This window comes from Micromonospora sp. NPDC005299 (genome assembly GCF_042872345.1).
GTDB lineage: Bacteria > Actinomycetota > Actinomycetes > Mycobacteriales > Micromonosporaceae > Micromonospora.
This window is the reverse complement of sequence record NZ_JBIAKG010000014.1, coordinates 74618-92904: the sequence shown is the minus strand read 5'-3', so window position 1 is coordinate 92904 and position 18287 is coordinate 74618. Positions and strand designations below refer to the sequence as shown.

Annotated in this window: 17 protein-coding genes; 11 read left to right on the top strand and 6 right to left on the bottom strand. The window is 73.5% G+C overall.

Annotated elements, in window-relative coordinates; translation table 11 throughout:
* The first annotated feature begins 73 nt into the window (after positions 1-73).
* The 4 genes from mfd (at position 74) to ACFYPD_RS29985 (ending at position 7220) form a co-directional block, all read left to right on the top strand.
* On the top strand, positions 74-3718 hold the full coding sequence (gene mfd / locus ACFYPD_RS30000) for a transcription-repair coupling factor (RefSeq protein ID WP_387120749.1): 3645 nt from the start codon (positions 74-76) through the stop codon (positions 3716-3718).
* Between the two features lie 47 nt (positions 3719-3765).
* Positions 3766-4518: a hypothetical protein gene (locus ACFYPD_RS29995; RefSeq protein ID WP_387120747.1), complete on the top strand. Its 753-nt coding sequence runs from the start codon at positions 3766-3768 to the stop codon at positions 4516-4518.
* Positions 4519-4520: 2 nt separating this feature from the next.
* Positions 4521-5504, top strand: a complete 984-nt coding sequence (locus ACFYPD_RS29990; RefSeq protein ID WP_387120744.1) for a nucleoside triphosphate pyrophosphohydrolase — start codon at positions 4521-4523, stop codon at positions 5502-5504.
* A gap of 96 nt (positions 5505-5600) precedes the next feature.
* On the top strand, positions 5601-7220 hold the full coding sequence (locus ACFYPD_RS29985; RefSeq protein ID WP_387120741.1) for a DUF885 domain-containing protein: 1620 nt from the start codon (positions 5601-5603) through the stop codon (positions 7218-7220).
* Positions 7221-7223: 3 nt separating this feature from the next.
* Here the strand turns inward: ACFYPD_RS29985 and ACFYPD_RS29980 are convergent, their stop codons facing one another.
* Complete coding sequence (locus tag ACFYPD_RS29980; RefSeq protein WP_387120738.1) at positions 7224-8120, bottom strand: NAD(+) diphosphatase; 897 nt, start codon at positions 8118-8120, stop codon at positions 7224-7226.
* The gene (locus ACFYPD_RS29975; RefSeq protein WP_387120735.1) at positions 8117-8809 is read right to left on the bottom strand and encodes a hypothetical protein; all 693 of its coding nucleotides are present in this window, start codon (positions 8807-8809) and stop codon (positions 8117-8119) included. Before ACFYPD_RS29975 ends, ACFYPD_RS29980 begins: the two co-directional genes overlap by 4 nt.
* A 222-nt stretch (positions 8810-9031) precedes the next feature.
* Between ACFYPD_RS29975 and eno the strand changes: the two genes are divergently transcribed.
* The 4 genes from eno to ACFYPD_RS29955 are packed head-to-tail and all read left to right on the top strand — an operon-like array spanning position 9032 to position 12086.
* Entirely contained in the window at positions 9032-10315 is a 1284-nt protein-coding gene (gene eno, locus ACFYPD_RS29970; protein ID WP_387120732.1) for a phosphopyruvate hydratase, read from the top strand.
* A 29-nt stretch (positions 10316-10344) separates the two neighbouring features.
* The gene (locus ACFYPD_RS29965; RefSeq protein ID WP_387120729.1) at positions 10345-10980 is read left to right on the top strand and encodes a septum formation initiator family protein; all 636 of its coding nucleotides are present in this window, start codon (positions 10345-10347) and stop codon (positions 10978-10980) included.
* Between the two features lie 34 nt (positions 10981-11014).
* The gene (locus ACFYPD_RS29960; RefSeq protein WP_387120726.1) at positions 11015-11572 is read left to right on the top strand and encodes a DUF501 domain-containing protein; all 558 of its coding nucleotides are present in this window, start codon (positions 11015-11017) and stop codon (positions 11570-11572) included.
* 1 nt (position 11573) lies between these two features.
* Complete coding sequence (locus ACFYPD_RS29955) at positions 11574-12086, top strand: amino-acid N-acetyltransferase (protein WP_387120723.1); 513 nt, start codon at positions 11574-11576, stop codon at positions 12084-12086.
* Positions 12087-12092: 6 nt separating this feature from the next.
* Here the strand turns inward: ACFYPD_RS29955 and ACFYPD_RS29950 are convergent, their stop codons facing one another.
* A complete protein-coding gene (locus ACFYPD_RS29950) occupies positions 12093-13004 on the bottom strand; it encodes an alpha/beta hydrolase family esterase (RefSeq protein WP_387120720.1) in 912 nt (303 codons plus the stop codon).
* Between the two features lie 98 nt (positions 13005-13102).
* Here ACFYPD_RS29950 and ACFYPD_RS29945 point away from each other — a divergent pair, with 98 nt between their 5' ends.
* The 3 genes from ACFYPD_RS29945 to ACFYPD_RS29935 all read left to right on the top strand — a co-directional run bounded on the left by ACFYPD_RS29945 (position 13103) and on the right by ACFYPD_RS29935 (position 15533).
* Positions 13103-14089 (top strand): helix-turn-helix domain-containing protein, encoded by a 987-nt coding sequence (locus tag ACFYPD_RS29945; protein ID WP_387120717.1) that lies wholly within the window; start codon positions 13103-13105, stop codon positions 14087-14089.
* Positions 14090-14138: 49 nt separating this feature from the next.
* On the top strand, positions 14139-15068 hold the full coding sequence (locus tag ACFYPD_RS29940) for an exopolyphosphatase (RefSeq protein WP_387120826.1): 930 nt from the start codon (positions 14139-14141) through the stop codon (positions 15066-15068).
* Positions 15069-15152: 84 nt separating this feature from the next.
* On the top strand, positions 15153-15533 hold the full coding sequence (locus ACFYPD_RS29935; protein ID WP_387120714.1) for a helix-turn-helix domain-containing protein: 381 nt from the start codon (positions 15153-15155) through the stop codon (positions 15531-15533).
* Positions 15534-16399: 866 nt separating this feature from the next.
* Here the strand turns inward: ACFYPD_RS29935 and ACFYPD_RS29930 are convergent.
* From ACFYPD_RS29930 to ACFYPD_RS29920, 3 genes are all read right to left on the bottom strand, one after another.
* On the bottom strand, positions 16400-16543 hold the full coding sequence (locus ACFYPD_RS29930) for a hypothetical protein (RefSeq protein WP_387120711.1): 144 nt from the start codon (positions 16541-16543) through the stop codon (positions 16400-16402).
* Between the two features lie 32 nt (positions 16544-16575).
* The gene (locus ACFYPD_RS29925; protein ID WP_387120708.1) at positions 16576-17250 is read right to left on the bottom strand and encodes a hypothetical protein; all 675 of its coding nucleotides are present in this window, start codon (positions 17248-17250) and stop codon (positions 16576-16578) included.
* Between the two features lie 407 nt (positions 17251-17657).
* A complete protein-coding gene (locus ACFYPD_RS29920) occupies positions 17658-18287 on the bottom strand; it encodes a LysE family translocator (RefSeq protein ID WP_387120705.1) in 630 nt (209 codons plus the stop codon).

Genomic DNA, 18287 nt, shown 5'->3' with positions numbered 1-18287 from the left:
CGAACGGTGCCACCCCCCGTCCGCCCGGACGAGGGGTTGTCGCCGTGCGCCGACCTCCTGGAAGTGATCACAGATGCTCACCGGACTCTTCTCCGCCGCCCTGGCCGACCCCGGGCTGGCCCGGGCGCGTGACCTGGCGCGCTCCGGTGCCGCCCAGGTCGACGGCCTCGACCTCACCGCCCCCGCCGCGCTGCGTCCGTTCGCCGTGGCCGCCGTCGCGGCCGACGAGCCGGCCGGCGGTGCGGGCCGCCCCGTGCTGGCCGTGACGGCCACCACCCGCGAGGCCGACGACCTGGCCACCGCGCTGGGCAGCCTGCTGCCGCCGGAGCAGGTGGCGGTCTTCCCGTCCTGGGAGACGCTGCCGCACGAGCGGCTCTCGCCCCGCTCCGACACCGTCGGGCGGCGGCTGGCCGTGCTGCGCCGGCTGGCCCACCCCGGCTCGGCCGACGCGCACGGGCGCACCGGTCCGCTGCGGGTCGTCGTGGCGCCCGTCCGCTCACTGCTCCAGCCGCAGCTCAAGGGGCTCGGCGACCTGGAGCCGGTGCAGCTCGCCGCCGGCGACGAGGCGGACCTGGAGGAGGTCGCCCGCCGGCTCATCGACATGGCGTACGCCCGGGTCGACCTGGTCACCAAGCGCGGCGAGTTCGCCGTGCGCGGCGGCATCCTGGACGTCTTCCCGCCCACCGACGAGCACCCGTCCCGGGTCGAGTTCTGGGGCGACGAGGTCGAGGAGATCCGCACCTTCGCCGTCGCCGACCAGCGGACCATCGAGGGCGTCCCGCAGCTCTGGGCGCCGCCCTGCCGCGAGCTGCTGCTCACGCCGGGCGTGCGCACGCGGGCCGCCGCGCTCGCACAGGAGCACCCCGAGCTGGCCGAGATCCTCGACAAGCTGGCCGAGGGCATCCCGGTCGAGGGGATGGAGTCGCTGGTCCCCGCGCTGCTCGGCAGCGACAGCCTGGAGCTGCTGGTCGACTGCATGCCGGCCGGCACCCACGTGCTGCTCTGCGACCCGGAGCGGATCCGCACCCGGGCGCACGACCTGGTGCGTACCTCCGACGAGTTCCTCCAGGCGAGCTGGGCCGCTGCCGCCGTCGGGGGCCAGGCCCCGGTCGACCTCGGCGCCGCCGCCTTCCGGACCCTGGCCGACGTCCGCACGGCGGCCCGCGCCCTGCGCCAGCCCTGGTGGACGCTGTCGCCGTTCGGCCTGACCGAGGCGGACGCCGCGCCCGCCCGGCAGCCCTGGGAGGACGAGCCGACCGAGGTCGACGTCACCCCCGACGACGCCATCGCGGTGACCCTGGCCGCCCAGCCCGCCCCGCTCTACCACGGCGAGACCGCCCGGGTGGTCGACGACCTCAAGCGCTGGGCCGGCGAGGGCTGGTCGATCGCGCTGGTCTTCGAGGGCCACGGCCCCGCCCAGCGGGCCGTCGAGGTGCTGCGCGACGCGGGCCTCGGCGCCCGGCTCACCGAGGAGGTGCCGGCCGCGCCCACCCCCGGCGAGCTGCTGGTCTCCTGCGGCTGCCTGACCGCCGGCTTCGTCGACGAGGCGTCCCGGTTCGTGCTGCTCACCGGCAACGACGTCACCGGCGGCCGGGGCACCTCCACCCGTGACATGCGCAAGATGCCGAGCCGGCGGCGTAACACCATCGACCCGCTGGAGCTCAGGGCCGGCGACCACGTGGTGCACGAGCAGCACGGCATCGGCCGCTACGTCGAGCTGGTCCAGCGCACGGTCAACGGCGCGAGCCGGGAATACCTGGTCATCGAGTACGCGCCGAGCAAGCGCGGCCAGCCCGGCGACCGCCTCTTCGTCCCCACGGACCAGCTCGACCAGCTCTCCCGCTACGTCGGCGGCGAGCAGCCCACCCTGCACAAGATGGGTGGCTCGGACTGGCAGAAGTCCAAGGCCCGGGCCCGCAAGGCGGTCCGCGAGATCGCCGCGCAGCTGATCCAGCTCTACGCCGCCCGCAAGGCGTCCAAGGGGCACTCGTTCGGCCCGGACACCCCGTGGCAGCGGGAACTGGAGGACGCGTTCCCCTGGCAGGAGACGCCCGACCAGCTCGCCGCCATCGACGAGGTCAAGCGGGACATGGAGCAGACCGTCCCGATGGACCGGCTGATCTGCGGCGACGTCGGCTACGGCAAGACCGAGATCGCGGTCCGGGCGGCGTTCAAGGCGGTGCAGGACGGCAAGCAGGTGGCCGTGCTGGTGCCCACCACCCTGCTGGTGCAGCAGCACTACAACACCTTCGCCGAGCGGATGGGCCAGTTCCCGATCACCATCCGGCAGCTCTCCCGGTTCCAGACACCGAAGGAAACCGAGCGGACGCTGGAGATGGTCGGCGACGGCACCGTGGACATCGTCATCGGCACGCACCGGCTGCTCCAGTCGGCCACCCGGTTCAAGCAGCTCGGGCTGGTCATCATCGACGAGGAGCAGCGATTCGGCGTCGAGCACAAGGAGCACCTGAAGACGCTGCGTGCCTCGGTCGACGTGCTGGCCATGTCGGCCACCCCGATCCCGCGGACCCTGGAGATGGCGATCACCGGCATCCGGGAGATGTCCACCATCGCCACCCCGCCGGAGGAGCGGCACCCGGTGCTGACCTTCGTCGGGGCGTACGACGACCGGCAGGTGGCCGCCTCGATCCACCGCGAGCTGCTCCGCGACGGGCAGGTCTTCTACCTGCACAACCGGGTCGAGTCGATCGACAAGGCGGCCCGCCGGATCCGCGAGCTGGTGCCCGAGGCCCGGGTGGCGGTGGCGCACGGCCAGATGGGCGAGGAAGCGCTCGAGAAGGTGATGGTCGGCTTCTGGGAGAAGGAGTTCGACGTCCTGGTCTGCACCACGATCGTCGAATCCGGCATCGACATCCCGAACGCCAACACCCTCATCGTCGAGCGGGCCGACCTGCTCGGCCTCGCCCAGCTGCACCAGATCCGCGGCCGGGTAGGCCGGGGCCGGGAGCGGGCGTACGCCTACTTCCTCTACCCGTCGGACAAGCCGCTCACCGAGAACGCCCACGAGCGGTTGGCCACCATCGCCCAGCACACCGAGCTGGGCGCCGGCATGTACGTGGCCATGAAGGACCTGGAGATCCGCGGCGCCGGCAACCTGCTCGGCGGCGAGCAGTCCGGGCACATCGAGGGCGTCGGCTTCGACCTCTACGTCCGGATGGTCGGCGAGGCGGTCTCCGCGTTCAAGGGTGAGCACGCGGAGGAGGAGACCGAGGTCAAGGTGGACCTGCCGATCGACGCGCACCTGCCGCACGACTACGTGGGTGTGGAGCGGCTGCGCCTGGAGATGTACCGCAAGCTGGCGGAGGCCCGCGACGCCGAGCGGCTGCGCGAGGTGGTCGCCGAGATGACCGACCGATACGGCGAGCCGCCCGCTCCGGTGCAGAACCTGGTCGCGGTGGCCCGGTTCCGGCTGCTGGCCCGGCGGTACGGCCTCACCGACGTGTCGATGCAGGGCAAGCACATCCGGTTCGGGCCGCTGCCGCTGCCGGACTCGAAGCAGCTCCGGCTCAAGCGTTACCACCCGGACTCGGTCTACAAGCAGGCGCTCGACCAGGTCAGCGTGCCCCGGCCGAGCACCCGCCGGGTCGGCGGCGAGCCGCTGCGCGACCAGGCCCTGCTGGAGTGGTGTGCCCAGCTCCTCTCGGACGTCCTCGGCGAGCCCGCGGTCGCGCAGCCGGCCGGGGCGGGGGTGCGGTGAGGTGGGCGGCGTCACAGCCGGCTGCCGGCCGTGAGAGAGTGGCCGTCATGCGTGCTCGCCGTCTTGTCGCCGTCGCCAGCGTGGCGGTCGGCCTCGTCGCCCTCACCGGTTGCCGTACCGAGCCCGGGGTCGCCGCCTACGTCGGTGACCACCGGGTCACCGACGACCAGGTCACCTCGATCCTCGACGAGATGCGGGGCGGCCTCTCCGCCTCGCCGGCCACCGCGGAGCAGGCCACCGCGCTGCTGCCGGGCCGGGACCAGGTGGTGGCCACCCTGGTGCTGCTGGACGTGTGCCGGGAACTCTCCAGCGACAAGGGCTACCAGCCGCAGGGCCAGGTCAGCCCGGCACAGGTGGCCCAGCAGACGGGCCTGCCGGCCGACGCGGCCTACCCGCAGCGGGTGGCCGAGTTCTACACCTGCATGTCCGGGGTGCCGGCCGGCGAGCAGGCCGCCCCGACCCAGGAGGAGCTGGCGACCGTGATCGCGGCGGGCCGCTCCGCGGGCGCCATCCCGCCCGACGTCAGCGACAAGGACGCCGCCGGCCAGCTCGACGGCGACCAGCTCCGGTCCGCGCTGGCCACCCGCAAGGTGCTCGCCGACGCGATCGGCGGGTACGACGTCTCGGTGAACCCGCGCTACCGCCCGCTGCTCTTCCCGCTGCTCAGCTTCAAGGGTGACGTGCCGGCGGTCTCCGTGCCGCTGGGCGAGGCGGGCTCCGCGGTCACCGAGATCTCCACCCCGGAGCCGGAGTCGACCGAGCCGGGGCCGGCCGAGCCCAGCGTGTCGGTGGCGCCCTGAGCATGACCGCGCGCATCGTCCTGCTGGTCACCTCGCCGCGGCTGCCGGCCGGCCTGCTGACCGCGCCCGCCTGGGACGTCGTCCGCTCGGCGCCGGTGCTGGCCGGCGCGGAGAGCGAACTGGCCACGGCGGTCCGGTCGACGGGCGCCGAGGTCACGGTGGTGACCGAGGGCGCCACGCAGGCGTTGCTCGACGCGGCGGCCGCCCACGGCAGCGCGGTCTGGCTGGCCGGCCCGGCCGGGGACGAGGCGCTCGCCCGTGAGCTGGGGCTGCGGCTGGCCCGACAGCCCGGCCTCGCCGAGCTGGAGCTGATGTACGGCTCGTGGGACCCGCCGGGGGCCCGGCTGCTCGACGCGGTCGAGGTGATGGACCGGCTCGCCTCGCCGGGCGGTGACCCGTGGAAGCGGGCGCAGACCCACCGCAGCCTGGCCGGCTTCCTGCTGGAGGAGTGCTACGAGGCGTACGACGCGATCAGCGCCGAGGACACCGACGCGCTCCGCGAGGAGTTGGGCGACGTGCTGCTCCAGGTGCTGCTGCACGCCCGGCTGGCCGAGGAGCTGCCGGAGGGGAAGCGCTGGACGGTCGACGACGTGGCCGGTGGCCTGGTCGACAAGATGGTCCGCCGCAACCCGCACGTCTTCTCGGGTGAGCAGGCCGGCTCGATCGAGGAGATCGAGGCGAACTGGGAGCGGATCAAGCGGGCCGAGAAGACCCGCGAATCGGTGCTGGACGGCATCGCGCTGAGCCAGCCCGCGCTCGCCCTGGCCGCGAAGATCCTGGACCGCGCCGGCCGCGTCGGCCTGGCCGTCCCCCCGCCCCTGGCGGATTCCCAGGTCGACCCCGAGGCACGACTCGGCGCCGGCCTGCTCGCCACGGTGGCTGCCGCCCGGCAGGCCGGCATCGACCCCGAGGCGGCCCTCCGGCGGGCCACCCTGGCGTACGCGGACGCCGTCCGCGCCGCCGAACGCGCCACCCCGCCGAGTTGATCAAGAAGTTCGCGTCCGCGGGGGCGGGGTTCCCGACGCAAACTTCGTGATCAACGCAGGCAGCGGCCGTCGGTGGCGGTCGGTAGGGTCGGCGGCATGGAGTCGTTCGTGCCGCTCGCCGAGCGGATCGTGGAGGCGTTGCTGGAGAGCCGGCCCGGGCTGGCCACCTCGGCCGGGGACCACCGGTACGACGACCGGCTGCCCGACCTGTCCGCCGACGCCCTCGCCGCCGACCAGGCGATGCTCAAGGACGCGGCCGACGCCCTCTCCGAGATCGACCCCGACTCGCTCGACGTCGAGGAGCAGGTCGACCACGCGCTGCTCAGCAGCCTGGTCGACCGGGGGCTGTTCGAGGCGACCGAGATCCGTGGCCACGAGTGGGACCCGCTGCGGCACAATCCCGGCCCGCTGCTGCACGCCCTCATGGCCCGCCCGTACGCGCCGGTCGAGGAGCGCCTGACCCACCTGGCCGGGCGGCTGGCGGCCGTACCCGACGCCCTGGCGACCGCGCGTGCGACGCTGCGCGACATGCCGCGGATCCACGCCGAGACGGCGGTCGGGCAGTTCACCGGCACGGCGGCGCTGATCCGCGACGAGGTGCCCGCGCTGCTCGCCCAGGCGCCCGCGCTGCACGACCGGGTCGAGCCGGCCGCCACCGCCGCGATCGCCGCGCTGGAGGAGTTCGTGGCCTGGCTGCGCATCGGCCTGGCCGCCGACGCCGGCCCGGGGCGTGACCCCCGGCTCGGCCGGCGCCGCTGGGAGGCGCGGCTCTGGCACACCCTCGACACCGAGCTGAGCGCCGCCGAGGTCCAGCGCCGCGCCTGGGACAACCTCGACCGCGTCACCGCCGAGATCCGCGCGGCGGCCGTCGAGCTGGTGGGTGGCCCGGCCGACGACGAGACGGTACGCCGGGCGCTGGACCTGCTCGCCGCCGAGCACCCGGACGACGCCACCATCGTCGACCTCGCCTCGGTCACGCTCGACGAGGCGAGCGACTTCGTCCGGGCCCACGACCTGGTCAGCCTGGTCGACGACCCGTGCGTCATTCAGGAGATGCCGGAGTTCGCCCGGGGCGTGGCGGTGGCCTACTGCGACTCGCCCGGCCCGCTGGAGACGGCCGACGTGCCGACCTTCTACTGCATCGCGCCCACCCCGGCGGACTGGCCGGCGCAGCGGGTCGAGTCGTTCTACCGCGAATACAACGACCACATGATCCGCAACCTGACCGTGCACGAGGCGATGCCCGGTCACTTCCTTCAGCTCGCCCACGCCCGCCGCTACGCCGGCCCGACCCGGGTCCGCGCGCTCACCGAGTCCGGGGTGTTCATCGAGGGCTGGGCGGTCTACACCGAGGAGCTGATGGCCGGGCTGGGCTTCGGCGGGCTGCCGGTCCGGCTCCAGCAGCTCAAGATGCAGCTCCGGATGACCATCAACGCGCTGCTCGACCAGCTCGTGCACTGCGAGGACCTGCCCGAGTCCGAGGCCATGGCGCTGATGACCGGGCGCGGCTTCCAGGAGGAGGGCGAGGCGGCCGGCAAGTGGCGGCGGGCGCTGCTCACCTCCACCCAGCTCTCCACCTACTTCGTCGGCTACAGCGAGATGGCCGACATCGCCCGCGCTCGGCCGGCCGGGGTGTCGCCGCGCGACTGGCACGACGCCATGCTGGCGCACGACTGCCCGCCGCCCCGCCACCTGCGGACCCTGCTGGGGGTCTGACCGTCAGCGCGACCCACGGGCGGCGACCGCGTCGACCAGCCAGCGCGACAGGGAGTACGCCGGGGGCAGCTCCGCCGGCAGCGCGTCCACCGGGAACCACCGCGCCTCGGTCAGCTCCGTCGGGTCGACCACCGGCTCGGCGGCTGGGTCGGTCACGGTGGCGGTGAAGCCGGCGAGCAGGGTGCCCGGGCCGGACATCGCCCAGGGCTGGCTGTCCACGTAGGTGGGTCGCCCGATCGCCAGGCCGACCTCCTCGGCGACCTCCCGGTGGGCGGCCCCCTCCAGCGACTCGCCCGCCTCGACGAATCCGGCGACCAGCGCCCACAGCTCCGTCGGCCCGTACGCGTGCCGGACCAGCAGCAGCTCGTCGGGGCCGCCGGCCGGGCCGGGGCGGGTGATCGCCACCAGCACGGCGACGGAGAGCGGCAGGAACCCGGTCAGCCCGCAGGCGGGGCAGCGCCGCGCGGTCTCGCCGGGCACGTCCGCCAGCTCGGTCCGGCACGCCCCGCACCACCGGTGCGTACGCCGCCAGGTGACCACGGCGAGCGCCCGCCCGGCCAGGTCCGCCGGCGCCGCGGGCAGCTCGGCCGCGAGGCTCCGCCAGCCGCGCCAGCGCCCGGACAGCGCCGTGGCGTCGGCCACCTCGGCCGTCCAGGCCGGCACCCCGTCCAGCGTGCCGACCGGCACCCAGTCGATGCCGGCGGGCAGCTCGCCGATCCGGGGGAACCGCCCGTCGGGGCCGGTGAGCAGCTTGCGCCCGGCCACCGCCAGGGCCAGGTCGTCCGGGTGCGGCGGCCGGCCGTGGTCGGCGGCGGGCACGAAGCCGGCCCGGCCGGCGGCCGTTCGTGCCGGCCCACCGGTGTCGCGCGGCTCTCGGGTTCCGGTGTCGCCGGGGCTCACGAGGTGGCTGGGCGCCGGTCGACCACGCCGGCCCCGGCCGGCACATCGAAGGCGGCCGACTCGACCGTGTCGGTGTAGCGGCTCAGGGTGACCTCCGCGGCCTTGCCGTCGAGGGTGCCGGTGAAGCTGCCCAGCACCCCCTCGCTGGTGACGCAGGCGTCGAAGCGGTCGCCGGCCCGGGTGACGTCGACGCAGGTGGCGTGGTGCCCGGCCAGGGTGGTGTCGCTCTGCTCGATGGTCGCCGCGGGGTCGAGTGCCGCGTCGGTGAGCAGCCGGATCACCGCCGGCGGGGTGACCAGCCCGAGCTTGCGCGCCTCGCCGTAGACGATCACGGAGGGCTTGCCGGCGGTCAGCACCGGCGGCGACACCGTGCACGAGGTGCGTCCCGCCGCGTTCGCGCACCGGGTCACCGCCTCCTGGGTCACCGTGAGCTTGCCGTCCGGCCAGGTGTACGAGGACCGCAGGGGCGCCTCGGTCTGCGCGATCGACGCGGTCCGCCCGCCGCCGAGCTGGTAGTCGGCGGCCCAGGTCTGCTCCAGCGCCCGGTCCATCCGGGCGGCGAGGTCGTTGACCAGGTCGGCCCGCCCGAGGGCGACCCCGGTGTCGTCGAGGGCCTGGCAGCCGGTGACCGAGAGCGACGCGATGGCCGAGGCGGCGAGCACGCGGAGAGTCGTCGAGGCGGCGGGCATGGTGCCCAGCCTTGTCGATCGACACAACCTCTCGCAAACCCGTTGTCGGTTGAGGCCGGAGAATCCGGGAATGTCCGTCTGAAACGCCGCCCGGTGCGGGGTGCGAGTGCGCCCCGACGGGCGTACGGGCCACCCGTGCCCGATACGCTGCGTTCAACACCTGCCTCAGCCGCACCGTCGCGGCCCATACCGGACCGGAACACACAAACGAGGAGCGACTCAGTGGCAACCATCGAGGGAATCGTCGCCCGGGAGATCCTGGATTCGCGGGGCAACCCGACGGTCGAGGTCGAGGTCGGGCTCGACGACGGCACGATCGCCCGCGCCGCGGTGCCGTCCGGCGCCTCCACCGGCGCGTTCGAGGCGATCGAGCTGCGCGACGGTGACAAGGACCGCTACCAGGGCAAGGGTGTCGAAAAGGCCGTCGCCAACATCGAGGACAAGATCGTCGACCAGCTCATCGGCTACGAGGCCAGCGAGCAGCGGCTGATCGACCAGAAGATGATCGACATCGACGGCACGGACAACAAGGCCGAGCTGGGCGCCAACGCCATCCTCGGCGTCTCGCTGGCCGTGGCGAAGGCCGCCGCGGGCAGCGCCGAGCTGAGCCTCTTCCGCTACCTGGGCGGGCCGAACGCGCACCTGCTCCCGGTGCCGATGATGAACATCCTCAACGGCGGCGCGCACGCCGACTCGAACGTCGACGTCCAGGAGTTCATGATCGCGCCGATCGGCGCGCCCACCTTCCGGGACGCGCTCCGCTCCGGCGCCGAGGTCTACCAGGCGCTGAAGTCGGTGCTGAAGAAGAAGGACCTGTCGACCGGCCTCGGCGACGAGGGCGGCTTCGCCCCGAACCTGCCGACCAACGCCGCCGCGCTCGACCTGATCGCCGAGGCCGTCGAGAAGGCCGGCTACCGGCTCGGCACCGACATCGTCTTCGCCCTCGACGTGGCCGCCACCGAGTTCTTCGACAACGGCAGCTACACCTTCGAGGGCACCGCGAAGACCGCCGAGGAGATGAGCAACTACTACACCAAGCTCGTCGGCGACTACCCGATCGTGTCCATCGAGGACCCGCTCTCCGAGGACGACTGGAGTGGCTGGGCCACCCTCACCGCGGCGCTCGGCGACCGGATCCAGATCGTCGGCGACGACCTGTTCGTCACCAACCCGCAGCGCATCGCCCGGGGCATCAGCGAGCGGGCCGCCAACGCGGTGCTCGTGAAGGTCAACCAGATCGGCTCGCTCACCGAGACCCTGGACGCGGTCGACCTGGCCCACCGGGCCGGCTTCATGTGCATGATGAGCCACCGTTCCGGCGAGACCGAGGACACCACCATCGCCGACCTGGCGGTCGCCACCGGCTGCGGCCAGATCAAGACCGGCGCCCCGGCCCGCTCCGACCGGGTCGCGAAGTACAACCAGCTCCTGCGGATCGAGGAGGAGCTGGCCGACGCGGCGCGGTACGCCGGGGCCGGCGCGTTCCCGCGCTACCGTTCGGCCTGAGCCGAGAGCTCCGGGGGAGGGGTGTGACGATGCAGCAGCGCCGCACACCGGGTGGCCAGCGGCCCGCCCGTCGGCCGGGTCAGGCCGGCCGGCCGGGCGGGGCCCGGGTCCGGTCGTCGGTCCGTGACGCCGGCGTCCGCGCCGAGCCGCGCGCCGCCGGCCGGTCGCCCGGCGCAACCCGCGCCACCGAGGGGGTACGCTCCGCGAGCCGCCCCGCGGCGGCCCGGCGTACCGCGGCCGGTGGCACGGTCAAGCGGCTCACCGCACCCCAACCCCGGCGCTTCACCGGGCGCGCCACCGTGCTCTTCGCGGTGCTGATCGCGCTCGCCCTGGCCTACACCTATCCGGTCCGGGTCTACCTGGACCAGCAGGCCGACATCGAGCGGATGGAAGCGTCCCAGGAGCGGCAGCGCGAGCTGATCCAGGAACTCTCCGCCGAGGCGGAGAAGTGGCAGGACCCGGCGTACATCGAGACGCAGGCCCGGGAGCGGTTCTTCATGGGCCGGCCCGGCGAGACGCTGCTGGTGGTGCTGTCCGACCCGGAGGGGGCCGCCAAGGACGCCGGCAAGGGCGCGAAGCCGGGGCCGCCGAAGCCGCCCGACCCCTGGTACGACACCCTGTGGTCGAGCGTGCAGGCGGCGAACGCCGAGCGCCCCGACAAGTGAGCACCACCTGAGCACCGACGAGAGACAGGCACCCGTGAGCGTCGTACCACCGCAGGATCCGGCGGCGGAATCCGTACCCCCGCCGGAGCGCCAGCCGGCCACCGAGGCCGACCTGGCCGCGGTGGCCGCGCAGCTCGGACGCCCGCCGCGCGGCACCCGGGCGGTGGCCCACCGGTGCCCGTGTGGCCTGCCCGACGTGGTGGAGACGACGCCCCGGCTGGCCGACGGCACGCCCTTCCCGACGCTGTTCTACCTGACCTGCCCGCGGGCCACCGCGGCGTGCAGCCGGCTGGAGTCGGCCGGGCTGATGAAGGAGATGGCCGAGCGGCTCGCCGAGGACCCGGAGCTGTCCGCCCGCTACCGGGGGGCGCACGAGGACTACCTGGCCCGCCGGGAGGCCATCGGACAGGTGCCGGAGATCGCCGGAATCTCGGCCGGCGGCATGCCGGGTCGGGTCAAGTGCCTGCACGTGCACCTCGGGCACGCGCTCGCCGCCGGGCCGGGGGTCAACCCGTTCGGTGACGAGACCCTCGCCCTGGTGGAGAAGTGGTGGGCGGCCGGCCCCTGCGTGGACGTGCCCGCGGCGGAGTGAGATGACCGCCACCGACGAGATCGTGGTGCGCCGCGCCCGCACCGGCGACGTGCGCGGCATCCGGCGGCTGGTGGACACCTACACCGACGACCGACGGCTGCTCAGCAAGGCGACCGTCACCCTCTACGAGGACGTGCAGGAGTTCCGGGTGGCGGTGACGCCCGACGGCACGGTGGTCGGCTGCGGCGCGCTGCACGTGATGTGGGAGGACCTCGCCGAGATCCGCACGGTGGCGGTCGATCCGTCCTGCCGGGGGCACAAGATCGGGCACCGGATCGTCGGCGAGCTGATCGACGCGGCCCGCGAGCTGGGCGTCGCCCGGATCTTCGTGCTCACCTTCGAGACCGGGTTCTTCGGCTCGTTCGGCTTCCGCGAGATCGACGGCGCCCCGGTGCCGCAGCCGGTCTTCGAGCAGCTCCTCCGCTCCTACGACGAGGGCGTCGCGGAGTTCCTCGACCTGGAGCGGGTCAAGCCGAACACCCTCGGCAACAGCCGCATGCTGCTGCGCCTCTGACCCGCGTCACGTGCCTCGCGGGTGGGCCGCGAAGAACTCCAGGATCAGGTCGGTGGCCGTGATGCCGGCGTCCGGGTCGGCGAGCGTCCCCGAGGTGGCGCCCGGCCAGGAGTGGCTCATCTCGGGGAGGCTCCACACGGTCACGTCGCTGCCGTCGGCGCAGCGGGCGTCAGCCCGGCTCAGGCCCGCCGGCGCCGCTGGCTTCTTTCCCGCCACCGGGCGGCAGCCGAGCCGTCGCTGCCAGGTGCGCAGCCCGTCCTGGAAAATGCCGGCGTACTGGTCCTGCCCGCCGACGAAGGTGATCACCGAGACCGGCCGCTTCGGCACGTAGCTGTCCGGCTCGGTCAGCGGGCCGCTGTAGCCGCCGCTGACCACGCCGATCGCCGCGAACACGCCGGTGGCCTCCACCGCGACGCGGAAGCTCAGGTCACCACCGTTGGAGATGCCGGTCAGGTAGACCCGGTCCGGGTCCGCCCGCCAGGTGTCGACCAGGTGGCCGGTGAGCGCGGTGAGGAAGCCGACGTCGTCCGCCGACCCGCAACAGATCAGCGCGTTGAAGCCCCCGTACCGCCCGTCCGGGTAGGCGACCAGGAAGTTCTCTCGGTCCGCGCGGGCGTCGAGGCCGGTCAGCTCCCGCATGTCGGCCCCGGTGCCGGGGAAGAAGTGCAGCGCGATGACCAGCGCCGCCGGGCGCGCCGGGTCGTACCCGGGCGGGGCGTGCAGCAGGTAGCTGCGCTCCACCCCGCCGTGGTGCAGGGTCAGCTGGTGATCCCCGGCGGCCGGCCGCTCGCTGGGCTTCGGCGCGGCGGCCGGCCGCTCGCTGGGCTTCGGCGCGGCGGCCGGCTCGACCTTCCCGCCGCACGCCCCGCCGGTGAACGCCAGAACCAGTCCCGCCAGCACCGCGATCGTCCGCCGCACGTCCCGCCCTCCCCTGGGTAACCGGGCTCCACCGTCGGTTCCGGGACCCGAGCCGGTCAACCCTTTCGGTCCTCGCCGAAGCCCGGCACGCTGCTCCCATGCTGCGGCTGCACCTCGGACCGGCGGACCTGTGCCGGATACGGTTCGTCGACCGGCTGCACCCGGTCGGCACCGCCATGCTGGCCTGCCAGGCGCTGCACGACCCGGCCACCGCCGCCATGGCGCCGGACCTCGTCGCGGCGGCCGGCACGGCGACCTCCGTACGCGGGGTGCGCGCCGCCGCCACGTCGCTGCGGCACCTGCTGCCGGCCCGTGGGCGCCTGCCCGACTTCCTCACCCCGTTCGACGGGCTGGACTCGGTGGCCGCGGGCCTCGTGGCGATCCGGTCCACCCCCACCCGCCGGGTCCGGGAGGAGGTCGCCGCCGCCTACACCGAGGTCGCCGCGACGCCGCTGCGGCGCGCGTTCGCCGCCGCCGACCCCACGGTGCTCGACCTGTTCGGCCGGGCGCTCGACACCTGGTTCGAGGCGGTGCTGGCCCCGCACTGGTCCACCTTGACCACCGTCCACCAGCGGCAGTTGGCCGACGCCGCGCACCGGCTGGCCCGACGCGGGCTGGCCGGCCTCCTCGACGGGCTGCACCCGGCGATCCGGTGGCGGCCACCCGTGCTGGAGGTGCGCACCTGGTGGAGCGGGGAGGTGACCGGCACCGGCGAGGGGCTGGTGCTGCTCCCGTCGCCGGTGGCCGGCCCGCTGCCCCGGGTCCTGGTCGAACCCGGCCGGCCGGTCCTGCTCGTGTACCCCGCCGCGATGCCGGCGCGCGCCACGAACCCGGCGGTCGACCCGCTCGCCGGCGTGCTGGGCGCCACCCGGGCGGCGGTGCTGCGTCGCCTCGCCGCGCCGGGCCCGCACACCACCACGGCGCTCGCCCGGGCCGTCGGGATCAGCCTCTCCACGGCCTCCGAGCACGCCACCGCGCTGCGCGCCGCCGGCCTGCTGAGCACCGAGCGCGACGGCGGCGCGGTCCGCCACCGCCTGACCCCGCTCGGCGCCCACCTGCTCGGCCGCCCCGCGGCCGACGACTGAGCCGGTCTGCCGGGGTGGCTGCCGTAGGGTGGCAGCCGTGACGACGCGTGTGGCCGCCATCGACTGCGGGACCAACTCGATCCGACTCCTGGTCGCCGACCTGCCCGACCCGTCCGCCGGGCCGCAGGCGCCGCTGGTCGACCTGAGCCGCCGGATGGAGATCGTCCGGCTGGGCCAGGGAGTCGACCGGACCGGCAGGCTCGCGCCCGAGGCGATCGAACGGACCCGCGTCGCGCTCGCCGACTACGCGGCGGAGATCGAGAAGCTGGGCGCCGAGCGGGTCCGGATGTGCGCCACCTCCGCCTCCCGCGACGCCTCGAACGCCGCCGACTTCCGGGCCATGGTCGAGCAGACGCTGGGCGTGGCGCCCGAGGTGGTCACCGGCGACGAGGAGGCCCGGCTCTCCTTCACCGGCGCCGTCCGCGGCCTGCCCGCCGACGCGGAGCCGCCCTATCTGGTGGTCGACATCGGCGGCGGCTCGACCGAGTTCGTGGTCGGCACCCGCGAGGGCGGCGTCCAGGCGGCGATCTCGATGGACATCGGCTGCGTCCGGATGACCGAGCGCCACCTGCACGGCGACCCGCCCGGCCTGGACGAGATCGCCGCCGCGCAGGCCGACATCGCGGTCGCCGTGGACCGGGCGCTGACGGCGGTCCCGGGCCGGGAGGCCGCCACCCTGGTCGGGCTCGCCGGGTCGGTCACCACCGTGGTCGCCCTCGCCCAGGGGCTCCAGGAGTACGACCCGGGGCGCATCCACCACGCCCGGGTGTCGTACGACCAGGTCGCCGAGGTCACCGCTGACCTGCTGGGGAAGACCCGCGAGCAGCGGCTGGCCAGCCCCGTGATGCACCCCGGCCGGGCCGACGTGATCGGCGCGGGCGCCCTGGTGCTGCGGGTCATCATGGAGCGCGCCGGGATGCCCTCGGTGGTCGCCTCCGAACACGACATCCTCGACGGCATCTGCTACAGCATGCTGTAGCAAGTCGGCCCCGGGCAGCGTTGGCGCGCTGACACCGGGGCCTAGCCGGGAGGACACCCCGACATGTCGCAGGACTCTACCCACATGCCCACCGTCGGCGGTGCCGCCGCCGTCCGTGCCGTGATGCTGGCTAGCCGTGACCTCAAGCCGACGGAGCGCCTGGTCCTGGTCGCCATCGCCTCGTTCACCAACCGGGAGACCGGGGAAGCGTTTCCCAGCGTCGCCACCATCGCGGACCACGCTGGTGTCTCCCCCCGCACCCTCCACCGGGTGATTGCTCGCCTGGTCGCCGTTGGCCGCCTGGTCGTGCGGAAGGTGGCCGGGATCGCGTCGAACGTCTACCGGCTGGTTACTGGCGCTGTGACGCACACGGGCCCCGGGTCTGCCATCCCGGGCCCGGACACTGCCAACCAGGCGGACGGGTCTGCCAACCACAGCGGCCCCGTGGCGGCGGAAGTGCCCTAGGCGACGGGCGGAAGCACAAGGGGTCCGCCTGGTTGGCGTTCCTGGTTGGCGTAGCCGCTTCTCTCGCGGCCAACGTGCCAGTTGCGGAACCTGACACGGCTTCCCGTGTCGTGTCCGCCTGGCCTGCCGTGGCGTTGCTGCTCACCGTGGAAGTGTTGGCCCGTTCCGGGAAGACTGCCGCCGTTGTTCCGCCGGAACCTGTTGCTCTGCAAGCCGTAGCGGCCCCTGAGGGCCCGGAGTCTGTCGCCCCGGCCGACGCCCCGGAGACGGCCGCGGAGGGCTCTAGCGACCCCGTGGGGCCGGAACCTGTGGCCCCAGCCCGGAAACGCCGCCCGGCCGCTGAGACGGCCCGGCTAGCCGCCGCGATGCTCCGGGAACACCCCGGGATTGAGCGCCAGGAGGTGGCCAGGAAGTTGGGGATCAGTGACCGGCGATTGCGGGTAGCGCTCAACGGGACCGCTTGAGGTACGGTTCCGCGCCATGGGTGCTCTCAAGCCGTGGCACATCGCCATCCTGTGTTGCTTCGTGTCGTCAGCCGTGCTCATCGGCGGCCTGGTCTGGCTTCTGGTTAAGAAGGCCAGCCGCCGGTAGCGCGGGACCGTTCGCCACATAGGAAGGATCACGGCTCGATGAGGGTTGTTAGGGACTCCCCCGGAGTGTGGGTCAGCACGATTGAGCCGCCCGTTACCGCCGCCGCGCTAGCGGAGCTGGTCGCCCAGGTCCCCCCGGAGTCTGTACTCACTGAGGTGCTGCTCCACACCGATGGGGACCTGTTCGCCACGTTCGAGGTTCGCCATGGCTAGCCGGTGGGTCCGCCGCTAGAAGGGAAACGGGAGGGCCGGGGTTGTAGCCCCGGCCCTTACCGTCTACGGCAGCAACAGCGCCAGCAGCGGGGTAGCCGCAAGCAGCACGGCGGCAACCCTCCGCTCGGCCTCCCCGCGCAGATATTCCCACGTGAGTCTCGTGGCCGCCTCGTAATCGGCCACCGGTGCCGGAATTGGCTTGGTCATTTCACCAACCCGCCGGGTAATGCGTACCCCGCTTACCCGAGCACCGTAATAGACCATTTGCATCCAGAATTGATTTGCAGATAGTGCTCGCCCTCCGAGTAGGACGGTGAAGAATCGGAACCCTTTTTGGCCAGCTCATTTACCAGCACATCACTTAGGTCTCCGTCGGTGTATTCGTACACCTGAAAATTGCCGTCCCGGCCGCCGCAATCAAAGGTGTATTTCAGCGTCCAATCGCTGTCAGTCTTGAATTTTGCAGTCTTTTTGATCCCGCTGCCCTTGAGCGTGAGCAGAGTTTTCGGACCGGCCGGCGGCGGCGGGGCCGCTTTGGTCGGGGCCGGCTCCGCCGCCTCGATCGGTGCCGCTTTGGTTGCGGCCGCTTTGGTCGGGGCCGCCTGGTCGGCGGGTGTCGAGCTGGCCGCCGAGCTGGCCGGCTTCTTGTCATCGCCGCCAGTCATGGCGTTCACCACCGCACCGGCGCAGCACAGCGCCAGCACACCGAGCACGGCCACCGCGACGATCGGCCCGCGCTTGCGTTTGGCCGGCGGCGGCGGGGCCGGCGGATACCCGGCCGGCGGATACCCGGCCGGCGGATACCCGGCCGGCGGGTAGCCGGGCTGCGGTGCCTGCTGGTGTGGTGGCTGCTGGTGTGGTGGCTGCTGGGGCTGCTGGGGCTGCTGGGGCTGCTGGGGGTAAGGGCCGGTCATGGCAGCGATCATTGCACCCGTGTTCAATGTCCGCGCGCTCGGCCGACCGGCCAGCGATCACTCGGCCCCGCGTATCGGCCGCTATCAGCCGATCGGATAGAAAGCGCACACCGGAGGTGTGCAATTGTGCGCGGCACAGAGAACGGCACCAAGAATAGAGGGACTCTGCCGCACCCAATCGGGCCACTCCGCCGGGTAGGGATCAAACATCGGCAGTCCGCCCGCCGTGGTTGCCGCCGTAGGTTTGCCCTTGGCCGTCCGGCAGCGGCTCGCGGTCCTCCAGGGCCCGCACCTCGTCCACGGACAAGAAACCCGCCTCAACGCCGGTCCGGTAAGCCCGATACCGCTCAGCCGTCTTAACCCGGCGCGGTGATCAACGTGACCCGGCACCACGACCAGCCGGCGGGTCAGGTCCGTTCGGTGGCGAGGCGGGCGCCGAAGCCGAGCAGCGCCACCCCGGTCAGCCCGTCCAGCCAGCGCCGGACCCGCCGCCGGGACAGCAGGTCCCGGGCCCGGTTGAGCGCCGCGACCAGGAACAGCAGGTACGCGAGGCCGAGCACGGCGTGGCTGAGCGCGAAGGCGAGCAGCACCCCGACCGGTGCTCCGCCGCCGACGAACTGCGGCAGCACGGCCAGGTAGAACGCCAGCACCTTGGGGTTCGTGACGTTGGACAGGAAGCCCTGCCGGAACCCGGCCAGCGCCTGCCCGGGCGTGGCGGCGGTGTCGCCGGCCAGCGGGGGGTAGTCGCCGCGCCAGGCCGACCGCCAGGCCTGCACCCCCAGGTACGCCAGGTATGCCACGCCGGCCCAGCGGATCGCCTCGAAGAGCGGCTGCGAGCGGACGATGAGCGCGCCGAGCCCGGCGGCGGCGGTCACCCCCTGCACCGCGTTCGAGGCGGTCACGCCGATCGCGCTCCACCTGCCCCGGCGCCGGCCGGCGGCCAGCGCGTTCCGGGTGACCACGGCGAAGTCCGGCCCCGGGATGAGGATCAGCACGGTGGCGAAGACCAGGAAGGACGCGTAGCTGCTCCACGACAC

Excerpts from the sequence above, each read along its gene's own strand:
- ACFYPD_RS29975 (WP_387120735.1), bottom strand. The coding sequence starts at position 8,809 with ATGCCCGCCGCCTCGACGACTCTCCGCGTGCTCGCCGCCTCGGCCATC.
- ACFYPD_RS29985 (WP_387120741.1), top strand. The coding sequence starts at position 5,601 with ATGGAGTCGTTCGTGCCGCTCGCCGAGCGGATCGTGGAGGCGTTGCTG.
- ACFYPD_RS29945 (WP_387120717.1), top strand. The coding sequence starts at position 13,103 with ATGCTGCGGCTGCACCTCGGACCGGCGGACCTGTGCCGGATACGGTTC.
- ACFYPD_RS29925 (WP_387120708.1), bottom strand. The coding sequence starts at position 17,250 with ATGACCGGCCCTTACCCCCAGCAGCCCCAGCAGCCCCAGCAGCCCCAG.
- ACFYPD_RS29995 (WP_387120747.1), top strand. The coding sequence starts at position 3,766 with ATGCGTGCTCGCCGTCTTGTCGCCGTCGCCAGCGTGGCGGTCGGCCTC.
- ACFYPD_RS29990 (WP_387120744.1), top strand. The coding sequence starts at position 4,521 with ATGACCGCGCGCATCGTCCTGCTGGTCACCTCGCCGCGGCTGCCGGCC.
- ACFYPD_RS29930 (WP_387120711.1), bottom strand. The coding sequence starts at position 16,543 with ATGACCAAGCCAATTCCGGCACCGGTGGCCGATTACGAGGCGGCCACG.
- ACFYPD_RS29935 (WP_387120714.1), top strand. The coding sequence starts at position 15,153 with ATGCCCACCGTCGGCGGTGCCGCCGCCGTCCGTGCCGTGATGCTGGCT.
- ACFYPD_RS29965 (WP_387120729.1), top strand. The coding sequence starts at position 10,345 with ATGCAGCAGCGCCGCACACCGGGTGGCCAGCGGCCCGCCCGTCGGCCG.
- mfd (WP_387120749.1), top strand. The coding sequence starts at position 74 with ATGCTCACCGGACTCTTCTCCGCCGCCCTGGCCGACCCCGGGCTGGCC.
- ACFYPD_RS29955 (WP_387120723.1), top strand. The coding sequence starts at position 11,574 with ATGACCGCCACCGACGAGATCGTGGTGCGCCGCGCCCGCACCGGCGAC.